Below are 17,756 nucleotides of genomic sequence, written 5' to 3'. Positions count from 1 at the left end.
CAATTTTTATTTATTAAAAATTCAATTTAAAACCTAAAGTAATAGTTCTAGGATTTGGATAGGCACCTGCATCAATACCGGCTGCAACATCTCCATTACCTCTTTCATCCGGATCTGCAGATACAGATGTAAGCTCAGGATCATAACCTCGATAATCTGTAATCAAAAATAAATTTTGACCACTAGCATATAATCTCAATGATTCAATAGAACCTAAATCACGAATAGTATATCCAATAGCTAAGTTTTGTAAACGAATAAAGCTACCATCTTCTACAAATCTAGAAGAACCAATAATACTTTGCCCTCCTGCAGGAATATCTGTTTCATTTTCTGGTGTCCATTGGTTCAATTGGTCAGGTGACATAAAACTTTTTGCTGGACCATTGATAGTACCACGTATAGTATTATAAACATCAAAACCGTGAACTCCTTGTAAAAATACATTCATATCCCAATTCTTATAGGTTAATGTATTACTGAAACCCCAAAATGTTGTTGGTGTACCATTACCTATTGTTTGATAAACTATCTCACCTGATTCATCTCTTAAATATTTTGGGTCTCCAGGAGCTCTACCAAATACTGAAGCCTCTGTAGCTTCTGCTGTTTTCCATGTTCCTAAAAAAGTAGCTCCTAAAAACTGACCTAAAGGTTCTCCTTTCTCTATAATATTCCAGTATTGTTGCGTACCATCTGTAGCTTCAAAAGAACCTTGTATGGAATTCACGCCTCCTAAATCAACAACTTTATTTTTAACATATGAAAAATTAAAATTTGTATCCCATTTAAAATTATCGTCTCTGATAACACTTCCTCCTAAAGAGAAATCTACCCCATAATTTTCAACTTCTCCAATATTTTGTGTAATTACCCCACCACCATTGGTACCTGGTACAGGAACGTCTAATAAAAGATCTGTAGTGTTCTTTTTGTAACCATCAATAGTTAAGTTTGCTCTTCCATTCCAAAAAGCAAAATCTAATCCTAAATTGGTTTGAGTGGTTGTTTCCCAAGTTAAATCTGGGTTTCCATAACCATCTGGTATGGCTCCGGGCTCTGGTGCTTCACCTGAAAAAGGATAAGATGCATTTGTCCCTCCAATTTGTGAACTTGGATATGTTACGTAAGGAGCTACATCTTGGTTACCTACTTGTCCCCATCCTCCTCTAACGGATAAATCAGTTAAAAAATCATTACTACTTAAAAAATCCATTTTTTTAAAGCTATATTTTAAAGCTACTGATGGAAAATATCCAGTATTATTGTCACTTCTAAATCTAGAAGATTGATCCATTCTAACTGTGGCTGTAACAAATAAATTTTCATCATAAATATATGCTGCTCTTGCCATAAGAGATTGGATATTAGACTTATTGTAAGCATTAGAAGCTCTAAAAGAACTTGCCAATTCAGCTAAATAAAAGTTACCGGAAATAATATAATCGTTAGCTGAATAACCATTTTGACTATATTCACTTTGAGAAAATTCATATAAACCAGTAGCTGAAATATTGTGCTTACCATATGTTTTAGCCCAAGTAACAATATTACTCACCTGATATCCAGTAGTTTTAGCTCCACTATAATTTGCATCTGGTAAAGTTGCGCTAACAATATATTTTTCTAATGTATTATTAATAGTATTTGCACCTACTACAAGTGAATATGTAAGGTTGTCTGTTATACTATAAGATCCATTAAAATTAACATCAACTCTATCTCTAACATTTTCTATATTTGATTCTCTCATATCAGCAATAGGATTATAAGTACCACTTGCTACACTATTTAAAGAATATAGATTATAATCGCCGTTTTCATTATAAAGAGGAGTAGTTGGATCCCAAGTTGTTGCTTGAAATATTTTACGTGCTTCAAATAAATTAAACTGGTCTAAATTATTTTTAGTCTTTGCTCTAAGAACGGATAAATTTAAACCAACTTTCAACTTATCACTAATTTCAGCGTTTACATTAGAACGGATAGAATATTTTTCATATCCAGTTTCTATAGCCATACCTTCTTGGTTAATATAGTTACCTGAAAGGAAATAATTAATTTTACCATCTTCAGAGCCTCCACTTGCTGAAAGTTGTAGATTTTGTGTTAGTCCTTGCTGACCTAGTAATTCTTTTTGATAATTAGTTCCTCCATTTGCCTCAAATGCTGCAATTTCTGCATCTGAATAAATAGCGGGAGAATTTACTCGAGCTCTACTAGAATTTTCTATTCTTGCAAAATCAGCAGCTCCAAGAGTAGGTAAATATTCAGGCACATTGTCAAAAGAAACAAAATAATCTACATTTACTTTTGCTTTCCCTTTTCCTTTTTTGGTAGTAACTAAAATCACCCCATTTGAACCTCTAGAACCATAAATTGCAGTTGCTGATGCATCTTTTAACACATCCATAGAAGCAATATCATTTGGATTAATAATACTTAAATCACCTCCAATTACACCATCAATAACAACTAAAGGGCTGTTATTACCTGTAATAGAGTTAACTCCTCTAATACGTACCTTAATTTCTCCTCCCGGTTGTCCCGAACTTCTAGTTACTTTAACCCCAGAGGCTCTACCTTGTAAGGCATCTTCTACACGGGTAACGGGTTGATTCTCAAAAGACTTGGCTGTCACCTGAGAAACCGAACCAACTACATCACTTTTCTTGGCGGTACCATAACCAATTACTACTACTTCATCTAAAGAAGCAACATCTGGCTCTAGGTTTACATTTAATGTTAATACACTTCCAACAGTAACTGATTTTGTTTTGTACCCCACAAAAGAAAATACTAATACATCTCCTTGTGAAGCAGATATGCTATAATTACCATCAAAGTCTGAGGTAACTCCTGTATTTGTTCCTTGTTTAAGAATGTTTGCTCCTGGAACACCTTGATTGGTTTCGTCAGTAACCGTTCCCGTTACTGTTTGAGCATAAAATTGCTGAACACTCATCAACGCTAAGAAAACGCCAAAAATGGACAGCTTTCTTAAAAATAGTGTGAAATGTTTTGTCATAATTAAATTTTAATTAAGTTAATAATGTTTGGTTAATACTGTATTTGATTAATAATTAAGTTTCGACTTAATTCTAAAACTTTCTTTATTTTCAATTAAACAAATCTAGTTTTATCATTAAAATCTATGCAATGTACTTAACCAGTTTCTCATAAGCATAAATTTAACCTAGACATTTCATAGACAAACTAACATTAACCTAGACAAACCATAAACATTTTATAAAAAAACACCTCTTAGGCATTATAAATATTGAGTTAATAAATTTAATTGATATTTCATTTACTTTAAAAAAACACTCAGAAAACAATACTTCACAAAGGTTTATTTGTTCAATTCACCAATATATCTCGGCAAATTAACACATATTAAACAGCTAAATAACTCTTAAATCATGACATACAAAAAGACTATAATATCTTAATTTCTTTAATTGAATTAAGATATTATAGTCTAAATTATAAATTTAAAAAAATAGGAATTCTACCTCCTAAATATTGTAATTTGGAGGTACTCCTCCATTATTATTTGATTCGTAGGCAGCTTCAACAATTGCCATTGAATGTACTACATCTTCAACACTTGTTGGTAGTTCATCTGTTGAACCTTCAACATAACGCATTAAAGAAGCCATTGTACCCACAAATGCATCTGGAAACCAAGAACCTTCTAGTTCTACTTCAACCCATTTTGGATCCTCCCCTTCTTTTACAATACAATATTGAAATAAATCTGGTTTTCCATTTGGATAGTCTAACAGCAGTCCAATTCTTGCCTTAATTGCCCCTTTTGTTCCTTCCCATTTCACAAAACTCTCTTGGTTTTTCTCACCAAAATTATGATCGTGATTTGTATTGATAACTGCTCTCATACTATCACTATAATCCATAATTGTAGTTGTACGAGTAGATGACATTGGTTTCGCTGGATTCTTTAGTGTTTTAGAATACACTTTTCCTGGATTCCCTAAAAATGAACGAATTAAGTCTATATAATGAATACTATGTTGTTGAATTTCTAAACGTGGGTGGTTTACTACATTTGGAAAATATTCCCAAGGTGTATAAATAGATAAACGCACTTCAAAATCGTATAATTCACCTATTAAACCTTGTTCAATTAAATATTTTGCGGCCATAACATATGGTGCGTATCTCATTTGACAGTTAATTGCGGCTTTTAACTTTTTTCTACGACAAACTTCTAAAATATCCAAAGTCTGTTCGTAATTATCACCCATTGGTTTTTGAATCAAAACAGCTGCTTCATCAGGTAATAATTCTAAAGTTTCAACAAACTGATTTGGCATTAACGTTAAGTCGAAAACAGCATTTTCTGGCGCTGCAGCAACCATTTCTTCAACACTATTATAAACATTAGGAATGTTAAAAGACGCTGCTAAATCTATTGCACGTTGTTTTGTTCTGTTAACAATCCCCTCAACAACAAAACCCGCATTCTTATATGCTGGTAAATGTGCATCACGAACTATTCCTCCTGCTCCAATAATAAAAATCGGACGTTTTTCTTTTGGTAATTCTGGCTTATATTTTAATTCCATAATTAAATATTTTCTATACGATTTATTTCTAGCTGTGCTTCATCTAAAATAGTTTTAATGTCTTTGGAAGTATTTATAACTTCTAAAACCAATTGATCAATAACATCAGCTATTTCAGACCAATTACTTTTTCTAGGAAGTGATCGTGTTTTTTTATGTAATTCTTCTAATTTATGATAATAAGGTACCTCTCTATTAACATCTGAATCATGCCAAGTAGATTTTCTGCAACCAATTGCCCCTTCTAATGTTAGTAACTTATCATTTTCTTCACTTACAGCAAATTTAATAAATTCGTATGCCAACTTTTTATGTTCGCTTCCAGTACCTATTACGTACATCCAATAGGCATTTAATGAAGTTCCTTCTCCTGTTGGGCCTGCAGGTACATTTGCAATATCTACTTTTCCTTTTACTTTTGAATCTTCTAAAAATTCACACATTGATGCAAAACCAAACCAGTTTACCATCATAGCTAAATTTCCATTTGCAAAAGCTAACCCCGATTTTACTGAATCAAAATCTCTTGAATCTGGATGAATTGCATTGGTATTTTTTAATGCTTTTCTGTAGAATTCCATTCCTTCCACAGCAGCTTCAGAATTTAATTTTATTTTTTTGTTTTCATCAAATAACTCACCGTTACGTGTCCATAATTGTAAACAGAAATCAAATACCGTATTATGACCATCAGGAAATGCAGCAAATGTAGTTCCGTATAAATCTTGTTCGGGTCTATTAAAGAATTCAGCAACCTGCATTAAATCATCCCATGTTTTAGGAATTTCCAATTCTTTCCCAAATTGCTTTTTGAAGTTTTCTTTTTCTAAAGTAGCTTCAAATAAATCTTTTCTATAAATCAAACATTCTGGCCCATCGTGAAATGGTAATCCAACTGTTTTTTCTTCAAATTCTTGTTTGTACAATAAAGATTTTGACCATCCATTTGGAAAATCTTGTGGCGCTTCTTTAGCAATATATGACGATAAATTTTCTACCGAATTTGAAGCATAAGCTTCAGTAATCCAATCTGTATTTATTAAAGAAACATCCCAAGTTCCATTTTTTAACCCATCTTCTTTTAAAATGGTATCGTATAATGGATGTAAATCCAAAGGAACTGCTTCCAATTCTAGAGTACATCCAGTTTTTTCACAAAATAACTTCCATATTTTATCAATTGCACTTTCAAATGCATCAAACTTACGGACTGCTATTCTGAATTTATTAGAACTCATTAATTTTCAATTAATTCTTTTACAATAGATGCAGTATGCTCTCCTAAGGCTGGTGAACCTAAAGTTGATGTTAAATATTCACCATCTATTTTAATAGGGCAACGTGTAGTTTCATATTCAAAACCATCACCCATTGTTACCTTTTGAATCATATCCAACACTTTAAATCCGTCTTGAGCAAACAAGGTGTCCCAATCCATAATACTTGCACACCAAATATCGGCAGGTTCTAAAATGGACAACCATTTTTCAGTAGTATCTGTTGCTAAATGATCTGCCAAAATAGATTTTATCTCATCTCTTTTTGTAAACCAAGATTCAATTTCTTTGTATTCAGTTAAAGCTTCGCAACCTAAAAGTTCTCCCAAAACAGGAATAGAACCCATTGCAAGCGATATATAACCATTTTGAGTTTGGTAAACACCATAAGGCGCTCCTAAATAAGCGTGTGCGCTATTATTTTTTGGACGAACTGTTGGCGCTCCACCATCGTGATAAAAAGTTGTAATAGATTCAAATTGAAAATCTACAATAGACTCCATCATACTTACTGAAACTTTACTTCCTTCACCCGTTTTAGAGCGTTTTAACAACCCAGCCAAAATACCCTGAACCAAATGTGCTCCAGTTAAAATATCAACAACAGCTAATCCAACTGGAGTTGGACCAGTACCTTCAATCCCATTTAACCAAGTTAATCCAGACAGTGATTGTACTAATAAATCTTGTCCTGGTTTTTTAGCCCAAGGACCTTCTGATCCATATCCTGAAACATCCCCATAAACAATACTTGGATTTATTTTTTTAATTGTATCATAATCAAAACCTAATCGCTCAATAACTCCCGGACGGAAATTATGAACCAAAACATCCGCTTTTTTAATTAATTTTAAAACACGTTGTTTATCAATATCATTCTTTAAATCTGCTTGAAAACTTTCTTTATTTCTATTGATTGCTCTAAAAACAGAGGATTCTCCATTTAAAATTACATTTGAAACATATAATTGACGTGTAATATCACCTGTTTCTGGTCTTTCAACTTTTATAACTCTAGCTCCTAAATCTGCCAATCTTAATGTAGCGGAAGGCGCTGATAAAAACTGACTTAAATCTATAACTAATATATCTTCTAATGGTTTCATTTTTACTATAGATTAAATTCTTTAATAATAGCTGCCGTATGCTGACCAACTCTTGGTGCTGGTTTTTGAGAGAACAAACGTTCATCATTCATTCTAATAGGGCAGCGCGTTGTATGTACTTCTTCTCCTGAAAGTAATGGTAATTTCTGATCCATTTGAAGGACTTTATACCCTTCGTGATTCAATAACTCTTTATAGTCATAAACATCAGAACACCAAATTCCTGCTGGCTCTAAAATTGCCAACCATTCTTCTGTATTTTTTTCAATAAGAAAAGACCTTAAAATATCCATAATTTCGTCTCGTAGCGTAAAACAAGATTCTGGATCTGTATATGTTTTTAAAGCATCACATTTTAACACCTCAGCTAACTTAATTAACGATCCCATTGCTAATGATAAATATCCGTCTTTTGTTTTATATACTCCATAAGGCGCCCCTAAAAATGGATTCGCAGAACCTTTTTTTGCGCGCTCAGGTTTTTTGCGACCATCATTTAAATAGGTTGTAATAAATTCAAACTGAAGATCTAAAGTTGACTCCAATAAGCTAACTTCAATTAAAGCACCTTTATTTGTTTTTTCTCTTCTTAATAAACTTGATAAAATACCATGTGCTAAATGCGTACCGGTAATAATATCAGAAATTGCAGCACCTACTGGCACTGGATCTTCATCTCTATCTCCGTTTAAATTTGCAAAACCAGACATAGATTGAACCAATAAATCTTGCCCAGGTTTTTTAGACCAAGGACCTTCTGTTCCATAACCCGTTACAGTTGCATAAACCATTTTAGGATTAATTTCTTGAACAGTTTTATAATCCAATCCAATTTTCTCCATAACTCCCGGACGGAAATTATGAGTCATAACATCAGCTTGTGCTATTAATTTTTTAACACGTTCTAAATCTTCTGGATCTTTTAAATTTGCTGCGTAAGAATCTTTATTTCTATTTGCTGTATGAAACACCAAGCTACTTCCGTCTAAAAATAAATTTTTAAGCGCAATTCCTCTACCAGCTTCGCCGCTTCCTGGTCTTTCAATTTTTATAACTCTAGCTCCTAAATCTGCTAATTTCAATCCAGCTGAAGGACCAGCCATAAATTGAGCAAACTCTAAAACTAATACACCTTCTAATGGTCTCATTTTATATTGTTTTATTATTATGAAACTAATTTTATTGACTTTTAAACGTCATTCTGAACTTATTTCAGAATCTCATCAAATATTTCCTCTGAGTGTTAGAACCTGAAACAAATTCAGGTTGACGAACAGTATATATTTAATTTGGTTTCAATCTTAATTTTTAAATTTCTAATGATTTTTTATATACTTCGTTCAATTGAGAAAGCAATGCTTTTTCATCACCACCATTCATCATATATTCTCTAATTGGCGCTCCTGCTCTATCTTGAAAATACATATGTCCGTTATATCTAGGACGTAAAAAAGACCTATCTAAGCCAGGCAGTGTATTTTTAAAGAAATTTGCAGTTAAACTGTTTGTATGTTCATCTGTCCAAGCTTTTCTATGACCTGGTTGTCCTCCATTATCAAAAAACACGGTTTTCTGACAATCTTCAGAACCAACATATTCTACATACTTCATTACAGCATCAATTTCTTTTGTTTCAGCTGAAACCGCTAAACCAGTTCCTCCTAAAGTTGAAATAGCTCCTACTCCGTTAATTTTAACCATATCGTGGAAATGCAATAATTTACGCGCATATCCATTTCGGCTATAATTAGTATATCCATACGCCCAAGGGCAGTATGCATACTTATCTGTTTGCGTCATCGCTTCATAAATTTTAATTGGATTCCAATCAAAAATTTGAGGATCCATTTCAACAGCCAATTCACGTAACATTTTTAATGCTTTTATCCCAACTTCCTCACTAACAACGTGTTCTTTTGAAGTACAAACTTCTTCTCCTAAATTACAACACATCATATAAAAATTCATTAATGTGTCTTGAGGAATTCCTGGCATAATAACCAAACCTTTTTTTGCAAGCGCTAATAAATCGTCATAAGTTTCAGGTAATTTTAAACCTTTATCTGCCAAAATATCTGGTCTACTTGAAGCTACTGGAGTTGCAGCATCAACAGCCAACGCCCATTGATGGCCATTTGAAGAATAACTTTCGTGAGAACGACCAACAGAATTCTCTGCTAGGTCTGTTAAAAATTCTTTAGGAAGATATTCATCTAAAGGTAAAATTACATTATTTTTTCCTGCAAATCCAGCCCAAGGATGATCAATAATTAATAAATCGTACCTCTTTGCCAATTCATTTATTGGCTCATCTGCAAATGCTTGCAACGATCTTTTCTCCCAAGTAATTTCTATATTAGGATTTAATTCTGAAAAACGTTGTGCCGTAGCAACCATTGAAGTAAAACCTCTACTATGGTTCCAAGTAATTCCTTTTAATTGTATTGTTTTTGTACTCATCTTATTTTCTTTCAATATTTTTTAATGACCTCCAATATTTCCTTCACCTAGCATTGTTCCGTAAGCCATAACCACAAAAGAGGCTATTAAAACAATTAATGCTAAAATTAAAACTGTATTTGTTTTTTTAGACACTTGTGTCCATTCTTTCATTATGATACCAACTATGTAACTAAAGAAAATTAACATTGACATGTGAATTACCCAACTAGCAAAACCAAAATCGCCCATATTTGTATGCCCAATTCCATAAAAGAAAAATTGACCATACCATAATGCACCTGTTAAAATTGACATCCCTACATTTAATGAATAAGCGCTAACACCAATTCCTTTAACATCAATTAATTGCTTTAAAGTTCCTTTTTTAAGACCTACAATTGTAAACCATATTAAGTTAGTTACAAAAGCTCCACCTGTTGATAAAATTAATTTCGCATTACCCTGAAATTGCCCTGCACCATTTGCTTCAGCAATTGCTGATATAGGATCTCCTACTTCCAAAGAAATTCCAAAAACAGCAGATAAAACACCTGCAATTAATGTTAAAGTTAATCCCTTTTTCATATTAAAGGTTAACGGTTCTGCTCCTTCAATCTTTATTTCTTTTAAATCATTCTCTTTTTTATATCCTGCAACACCGCATATTACAATTCCAATAAGTGCAAAAAACATTCCTAAAAAAACAACTTTCCCACCTGGTGCATTATACTTTTCAACTAATTCACCATGCATAATTAAAGGAACAATTGTCCCCAATATTGCTGAAATACCAATTGAAATTGTATAAGTTAACGAATAACCAATATGTCTAATAGCCAACCCAAAACACATACCTCCAAAACCATAAATAGACCCTAGTAAGGTCGCATTAATTAAAACTGATGTATCTGCTGTAGCAAAAACATCCATTAAGTTGGGTACAGTTAAAAAACCTATAATAAATGGAAAAATAAACCAAGCAAAAGAAGCTTGTAATAACCAATAGGTATCCCAAGACCATTTTTTAACTTTTTGAAGTGGTAAATAACAAGTTGATGCAGATACACCACCTATTGCATGAATTAAGGTTCCTAATAATGGATTTGCCATATTTAATATTTTTTATATTTCATATGCAAAACTATATTTTATATATGAATTACGCAAGAAACAAATTTCTTTTATTAAATTTGTAAATCTAAAGTTTAAATATGGCTGAAAATATCCCTACTAAATACAATGCACCAGCGCTTGACAAAGGGCTTGATATTTTAGAATTACTTTCGCAAGAAGGTATTCCGCTATCTCAAGCTGAAATTGCACAAGGCATCAATAAAACACCTAGTGAAATATACAGAATGTTGGTTTGTCTTGAAGAAAGAAAGTATTTAATAAGAGGAGCAAATGCCGGAAAATACAGACTTTCATTAAAAATGTATAGTTTATCACATAGACATACTCCTTTTGATGAATTAAAACGTGTTGCATATTATCCAATGCAATCATTATCTGAAAAAATAAAAGAATCTTGTCATTTAAGTGTTATGAACAATGACAAACTACTTATTATTGGTCAAATGAGAAGCCCGAGCGCAGTATCCTTATCTATTGAAGAAGGAACTCATTTTCCTATTTCTTTAACTACTTCTGGAAAAGTACTACTTTCTACATTTTCAAAAGAAAAATTAACAGATATACTTACCAGAGATAAGTATTATAATACTTGGAATAAGACAAAACAAAATGAATTTTTAGATTCTGTAGAGAAAGCTAAAAAGAATGGATACTTTTATTCAAGCAGTACTTTAACAAGTGGTGTTACTGATATTGCTATGCCAATAGGTGAAAAGGAATCAGAATTAAGTGCTGTTCTTGCAATTTCGGTCTTTTCCTCTAACCTACAAGAGCATCAAAATTTAGATTTTATTTTAGATCAATTAAAGAAAGCTCAACAAGAAATTAATCAATTTATTTGTAAATAATCTTCTAAACATCAAATGTTATTTTAATTACTTAAAAAAAGCTATTATCAGTTAAATTCTAGTTAAGAATAGATTTGTTCAGTATTTGTCTAGTATATTTTTTAGGCGTTTCATATTTAAATCATACTTTTACCTGTAAATTTAATAAAAGTAAAAATATGGCTTCAAAAAATAACTTTGTTATTAGAATTGCAATAATAGTTGCACTAGGTGGTTTCCTTTTAGGATTTGATGCTTCGGTTATTTCCGGAGTGGTAAAATTTATTGAGCCTGAATTTAATTTATCTAAAATTCAATTGGGTTGGGCGGTAAGTTCAATAACACTAACAGCTGCTTTTGGAATGATTATAGCGGGTCCAATGAGTGATAAACACGGTAGAAGAAAACTCCTAAAATACGCTTCCATATTATTTACAATTTCAGCCATAGGTTCTGCCTTAGCTGGTTCTTTCTTTTGGCTTATTATATTTAGAATGATTGGTGGTTTGGCTGTTGGTGCTGCTTTAATTATTGCACCAATGTATATTGCTGAAGTTGCTCCACCAAAAAAAAGAGGTCAGCTAGTTTCTTTTAACCAATTAAATATAGTATTAGGAATTTCAATCGCCTTTTTTACAAATTATTTAATATTAAAATGGGGAAATTCAGATGCTGCTTGGGCGCAAACTCTTGGTTTTGAAAAATGGAACTGGAGATGGATGTTAGGTCTTGAAGCATTACCTGCTATTCTATATTATTTTGGTCTTTATATGGTTCCAAGAAGCCCAAGATGGCTTATGGTACATCACAAAAAAGAAGAAGCGTTAAGCGTAATGAATAAGATTGTTTCTAAAGAAGAGGCAAAAATTCAAATAGAGGAAGTTGAACAAAGTATTTCGGATGATAAAAACAAAGAAAAATCTAAACTAGCCGATATTTTTAAACCTTCAATGAGAAAAGTTATTATCATTGGTTTAGTTGTTGGTGTTTTTCAACAAATTGTAGGTATAAACGCAGTACTGTTTTACGCGCCTATGATTTTTGAACAAACAGGAATCGGTACCGACGCTTCTTTTATACAAGCCGCATTAGTTGGTGTAACCAATTTAGGATTTACAGTTGTAGCAATGTTAGCAATAGACAAATTTGGAAGAAAACCACTTTTAATAATAGGTATGGCTGGTATTGCAGCTTGCTTATTCCTTTTAAGTTACGGATTTAATGATGCAACCTATACCTTAAATAAAGATGCAATAGCAAATCTTCCTTCTGAGATAAATAAAGAACAAATAATTCAGCTTCAAGACAAAATTTTTGAAAACGATCTTGACTTTAAAGCTGCAATTGTAACAACTTTAGGTACAGAAAGTGCTAGAATTCATGAAGCAACACTTGTAACAGCTTCTGCAAAAATGAATACATTACTTATTCTAATAGGAATTATCGGTTTTGTAGGTTTCTTTGCTATGTCTATTGGACCTGTTATGTGGGTTTTATTTTCAGAATTATTTCCAAATAGAATTAGAGGTATTGCCATTTCATTTGTAGGGTTAATAAATCTTGCAGTGGCATTTTTAGTTCAATTATTATTCCCTTGGGAACTTTCTATATTAGGAAACGCAATGACATTCCTACTTTTTGGAATTTTCGCAGTTATAGGTTTTATATTTATTTGGTTTAAAGTTCCTGAAACTAAAGGAAAATCATTGGAAGAACTAGAAGAATTATTAATCAAATAAAAATGAGACATTTAAAATTACTTTTCTCCTTCAGCACAACACTTATTGCTGTACTAACCTTAAGCCTAATTAGTTGTAATATAAAAAAACATGAGAATTATTCAAAAGCTGAGGAGTTTGTTTTATTTGATTTTGAAGAAAATTTTAATAAATCTCAATTACAACCTCAAGATGCGACTTTCAAAATAATTAAAGAAGAAAACAATAAATTTCTTCAAGTTAATAATAGTTTTACTTTAAGAGAAGCTGGAGTAAAATTAAAGAGTGATGCAGACAAACCTTGGAATTTAAATGGATTTTATCAAATAAAAGCCGATGTATCCAATACCGGTGATGAAATTATACAGGTTGAATTATTTGTTGGAAATGACCCAGACGGGTTAAAAAGATGGTATTGCTCAGATTATATTGATTTAAAACCGGGTGAAAAAGGTACAATTACTGTTGACTTAGCTTGGACTCCTTGGATTTTTAAACCTCAACTAAACATTGTTGGAATGCGAGGAATACCTGGAGCATTAAAAACTGATATTAATAAAATTCAAGAAATGGTTTTTTGCTCTCGTTACGCAACACAACCAAATCAATTTACTATTGACAATGTTAGAGCTGTTGGAAAACTTGAAGAAAAAAAACCAGATAACTTTTTCCCTTTTGTAGATGAATTTGGGCAATATATTCATAAAGATTGGAGTGGTAAAATGCATTCTGAAGCCGAATTAAAAGCAGCAGCAACAAAAGAATTAGACAAACTATCACAGGATATAGGGCCAAAAGACTTAAGTAAATTTGGTGGTTGGAAAAAAGGACCGAAATTAAAAGCTACTGGTTTTTTTAGAACTGAAAAGGTTAATAATAAATGGTGGATTGTTGATCCTGAAGGTTATGTTTTTTGGACTGCAGGTTTAAATTGTGTTGCTTCAACTTCTGTATTTACTGGAATTAGTCATAGAGAAAATTACTTTAAATTTTTACCAAAAGAAAATGATCCTTTAAATCAGTTTTACGGAAAAGGGACGCACGCTTCACACGGTTTTTATAAAGACAAACTGCCTTATAAATCTTATAACTTCTATCAAAGTAACTTATATAGAAAATATGGTGAGAATTGGTTGGGAAAATTCCAAGAAATGGCTCATTTAAGAATTAAAGATTGGGGAATGAACACTATTGGTTTTGTTTCTGATTTTGGAGCAACAAGACAACATAAAACGGCTTATGTAGGTTCAATATGGATTAGAAACACACCAAAAATAGAAGGTTCAGAAGGTTTCTGGGGTAAATTTCATGATGTATTTGATCCAAAATTTAGAATAGCAGTAAAAAATTCTGTCATTTCTCAAAAAGAAGGAGCGAACGATCCTTGGTGTATTGGATATTTTGTTGACAACGAATTATCTTGGGGACTATTAGGCTCATTAGCTGAAGGAACATTAAAAAGTCCTGCAAATCAACCCGCGAAAATTCAATTCATTAAAGATTTAAAATCTAAATATGACAAAATTGAAAACTTAAACAAGGTTTGGAACACTAAACATACTTCTTGGGATGCTTTATTAACCTCTACAGAACTACCAAATAAAGAAAAAGCAAAAGAAGACTTAATTAATTTCTATAAAAAAATAGCAGATACCTATTTCAGTATCATAAATGAAGAATTGAAAAAAGTAGCCCCTAACCAAAATTACTTGGGTTGTAGATTTGCTTGGGCAAATAATGATATTGTTTTAACAACAGCAAGCAAGTATTTAGATATTATGAGTTTCAATAAATATGAATATAGTATTGAAAATTTTTCACTTCCAAAAGGTGTTGACAAACCTGTTATGATTGGTGAATTTCATTTTGGATCTTTAGACAAAGGAAGTTTTCACGTAGGAATTAAAAAAGCTAAAAATCAAGCTGAAAGAGGAGAAATGTATAAAAATTACATTCAAGGAGCTTTAAAACATCCAAATATTGTAGGAGCCCATTGGTTTCAATATTTAGATGAACCAAATACAGGAAGATTTGATGGAGAAAATTACAACGTTGGCTTTATAGATGTTTGTGATAACCCTTACGAAGATTTAATTAAAAAAGTAAAAGAAACTACATATTCAATGTACGAATACAGAACAAAAAATTAGATAATAAAAATTAAATGTTATAAATGAAAAATATTAGTCAAGATGAGAAGGACTACCTTAAAGGTGATGGGGAAACTTCTACCGATAAAATTGTGTTAGATCTTTCAGGTAGCAACTGGCAGATGGAAGGTATTAGACCTGATGAAGGAGTTAAAGTTGGTTTTCACGAATTAAATTTTGACATCACAGGAGATTCATTTAATTGGGGTTTTGCTAAAGTCCCTGGTGATGTTTATACAGATCTTTGGAGACAAGGAAGAATTGAAGATCCTCATTTTGGAAGAAATAGTTTAAAAGCCAAATGGGTTCCTGAAAACGAATGGTGGTACAAACGCCAGTTTGATGTCCCTAAAGAAATGGAAGGAAAACGTATTCAATTGGTATTTGATGGTGTTGACTTTGGTTGTGATGTTTATTTAAATGGAGAATTATTAGGAACACACGAAGGAATGTTCTCTAAATTTAAATTTAATGTTACAAAAAACATTCGTTTTGAACGTTTACGTTTTGGAACAAATGTATTAATGGTTAGATTGCATCCTGCTCCAAGAAGATACAGTCAGGTTGCTGGAAGAAAACCAGCTTGGCACGGAGATTATTGGGTTGCCTTGCCTCCTACAGGAATTTGGAAACCAGTTTATTTAGAAGCAATGGGAAACATTACCATTGAAGATACTTATGTGAAACCAATTATTACTTCAGAAAATTCAGCAAAACTAGATATTGAAATTGAAATTGAAAACCATAATTATTCTAATCATAATATTAATGTTGAAGTAGAAATTGAAGGTGAAAATTTTGAATCTAAAACATACACAATAAACAAAGATATTAGTGTTATTTCTGGAACCAATAACGTAGAGTTAAGCATAGATATTAATGATGCCAAATTATGGTGGCCTTGGGATTTAGGTGATCAAAACTTATACACAGCGAAAGTTACAATTTCAGAAGAAAATGAGGATATTTTAGATACTACGGAAACTTCTTTTGGTATTCGTGAAGTAAAAATGGCTCACAATCCTGGTTTCACTAGAGAGGAAGTTGAAAACCCTTGGACGGTTATGATTAATGGTAAACGTCATTTTATGCGTTCAGGAACTTGGGGTGGACCTCCAGATATTTTTATGGGTCGTGCGCATCCTAGTAAATACGTAGAATTAATTAGATTGGCAAAAGAAGCTAACTTTAATAACTTACGTATTTTCGGTTGGCATCCAGAAGAAATTCCATTGTTCTACAAATTATGTAATGAAGCTGGTATTACAGTTTGGCAAGATGTATTGCCTTTGGCTAGTTTATCTTTACCAAAAGATCAAGAATTTAAAGATGCTGTTTTTGCAGAAGCAATTTCATCTGTTAAAGCTCAACGTAATCATCCTTCAATTGTATTGTTAGAAGGTTCAGAAGAATTATTTATGACAGCTTCTGACCCTCAGCATAACTTAGAGTTTGTAAATGCATTGGGAGAAGCAATTAAACCATATACACCACTACACTTTATTCCTTCTTCTCCTTTAAGTGATGAAGTAGGATTGAATTTAGGCTTTAAACCAAAAGAAAGTTTCCACGCTAATGATTTATTTTATGGTGAAGGTGAATTTGTAATGGAAGATTATTTTCCTAGTTTAGATTACGCTGTAATTCCTGAATTAGCAATTTCTTCTTGTCCAAATATTGAAAGCATTAAAAAGTTTATTCCTGCAGATGAAGTTTGGCCTCCAGGACCAAGTTGGGGTCATCACTGGACAGATTTTGACGCTTTAAGAACATTAAATTTTGAAGTAGTTGGAGATCAAAGCACCGATAGTTTAGAGAGTTTTGTAACCGCTACCCAAGTTGCTCAAGGAGCTATTTTTCAATACGCTTTAGAACATTTTAGAACTAGAAAACCAAGAACAAGTGCTATTTGTATTTGTCATTATATCACATTTGCTCCAGACATGAAATGGGGAATTGTAGATTACTATCAAGAGAAAAAATTATCTTTTGATTATGTAAAAAAAGCCTATCAACCTGTTTTATTAACTATGAAACATTATGACAGACGTTGGTTACCAGGAGAAGAATTTAAAGGTGAATTATGGGTAGTAAATGATTATTATAAATCATACGCTAACTGTAAAGCAAGTATTAAATTCTTGGATAATAACAAGAATGTAATTAAAGAAGAACAGTTTAATATTTCAGAAATAGGTGGTGATAGTTCTTCTAAATATGTTGATGTTTCTTGTAAAGTACCAGGTAAAATTGGAGATAAATTCTATGCTGAAATGACGTTAGTTGATGCTGATGGAAATACATTGTCTAAAAATGATTATATGTTATTAGTAGCTGATAAAAAGAAAGATAGAGCTGAATTAAGAGCTATTGGACTAGAAGCATTTGAAATTAAACAAAAGTATGGTTGGGCAAATTATTTTAGATATTTCCCAGGATTAGGTGCTGAAGAAGGTCATTTAGAAGCTGATCAAAAAATGCCAATCGCTAGAGGTTTTGATAAAAAATAATAA

The 17,756-nt window shown here is 32.1% G+C and carries 11 protein-coding genes; 4 read left to right on the top strand and 7 right to left on the bottom strand.

Annotated features, from left to right (window positions below):
• Positions 1-13 precede the first annotated feature (13 nt).
• The 7 genes from DAD81_RS01405 to DAD81_RS01375 form a co-directional block, all read right to left on the bottom strand.
• Complete coding sequence (locus tag DAD81_RS01405; RefSeq protein ID WP_111706440.1) at positions 14-3,028, bottom strand: SusC/RagA family TonB-linked outer membrane protein; 3,015 nt, start codon at positions 3,026-3,028, stop codon at positions 14-16.
• Between the two features lie 490 nt (positions 3,029-3,518).
• The gene (locus tag DAD81_RS01400; RefSeq protein WP_111706439.1) at positions 3,519-4,589 is read right to left on the bottom strand and encodes a Gfo/Idh/MocA family protein; all 1,071 of its coding nucleotides are present in this window, start codon (positions 4,587-4,589) and stop codon (positions 3,519-3,521) included.
• 2 nt (positions 4,590-4,591) lie between these two features.
• The gene (locus tag DAD81_RS01395) at positions 4,592-5,827 is read right to left on the bottom strand and encodes an ABC transporter substrate-binding protein (protein ID WP_111706438.1); all 1,236 of its coding nucleotides are present in this window, start codon (positions 5,825-5,827) and stop codon (positions 4,592-4,594) included.
• On the bottom strand, positions 5,827-6,972 hold the full coding sequence (locus DAD81_RS01390; RefSeq protein ID WP_111706437.1) for a CaiB/BaiF CoA transferase family protein: 1,146 nt from the start codon (positions 6,970-6,972) through the stop codon (positions 5,827-5,829). The genes DAD81_RS01395 and DAD81_RS01390 overlap by 1 nt, the downstream gene beginning before the upstream one ends.
• A 5-nt stretch (positions 6,973-6,977) precedes the next feature.
• The gene (locus DAD81_RS01385) at positions 6,978-8,120 is read right to left on the bottom strand and encodes a CaiB/BaiF CoA transferase family protein (RefSeq protein ID WP_111706436.1); all 1,143 of its coding nucleotides are present in this window, start codon (positions 8,118-8,120) and stop codon (positions 6,978-6,980) included.
• A gap of 160 nt (positions 8,121-8,280) precedes the next feature.
• Positions 8,281-9,432, bottom strand: a complete 1,152-nt coding sequence (locus DAD81_RS01380; protein WP_111706435.1) for an ABC transporter substrate-binding protein — start codon at positions 9,430-9,432, stop codon at positions 8,281-8,283.
• 21 nt (positions 9,433-9,453) lie between these two features.
• Positions 9,454-10,524, bottom strand: coding sequence for an L-rhamnose/proton symporter RhaT (locus DAD81_RS01375; protein ID WP_111706434.1), 1,071 nt, complete (start codon positions 10,522-10,524; stop codon positions 9,454-9,456).
• 101 nt (positions 10,525-10,625) lie between these two features.
• Here DAD81_RS01375 and DAD81_RS01370 point away from each other — a divergent pair, with 101 nt between their 5' ends.
• The 4 genes from DAD81_RS01370 to DAD81_RS01355 all read left to right on the top strand — a co-directional run bounded on the left by DAD81_RS01370 (position 10,626) and on the right by DAD81_RS01355 (position 17,753).
• The gene (locus DAD81_RS01370) at positions 10,626-11,396 is read left to right on the top strand and encodes an IclR family transcriptional regulator (protein ID WP_111706433.1); all 771 of its coding nucleotides are present in this window, start codon (positions 10,626-10,628) and stop codon (positions 11,394-11,396) included.
• A gap of 158 nt (positions 11,397-11,554) precedes the next feature.
• Positions 11,555-13,114, top strand: coding sequence for a sugar porter family MFS transporter (locus DAD81_RS01365; protein WP_111706432.1), 1,560 nt, complete (start codon positions 11,555-11,557; stop codon positions 13,112-13,114).
• Positions 13,115-13,116: 2 nt separating this feature from the next.
• Positions 13,117-15,243: a beta-galactosidase gene (locus tag DAD81_RS01360; RefSeq protein WP_111706431.1), complete on the top strand. Its 2,127-nt coding sequence runs from the start codon at positions 13,117-13,119 to the stop codon at positions 15,241-15,243.
• 23 nt (positions 15,244-15,266) lie between these two features.
• Positions 15,267-17,753 carry a glycoside hydrolase family 2 protein gene (locus tag DAD81_RS01355; protein WP_111706430.1) on the top strand — a complete coding sequence of 829 codons (2,487 nt, stop codon included), beginning with the start codon at positions 15,267-15,269 and terminating at the stop codon, positions 17,751-17,753.
• Positions 17,754-17,756: the final 3 nt, after the last annotated feature.

It is taken from the genome of Lutibacter citreus (assembly GCF_003260195.1).
GTDB lineage: Bacteria > Bacteroidota > Bacteroidia > Flavobacteriales > Flavobacteriaceae > Lutibacter > Lutibacter citreus.
The sequence above is the reverse complement of the archived record's forward strand: the minus strand, read 5'-3'. Positions and strand labels throughout refer to the sequence as shown.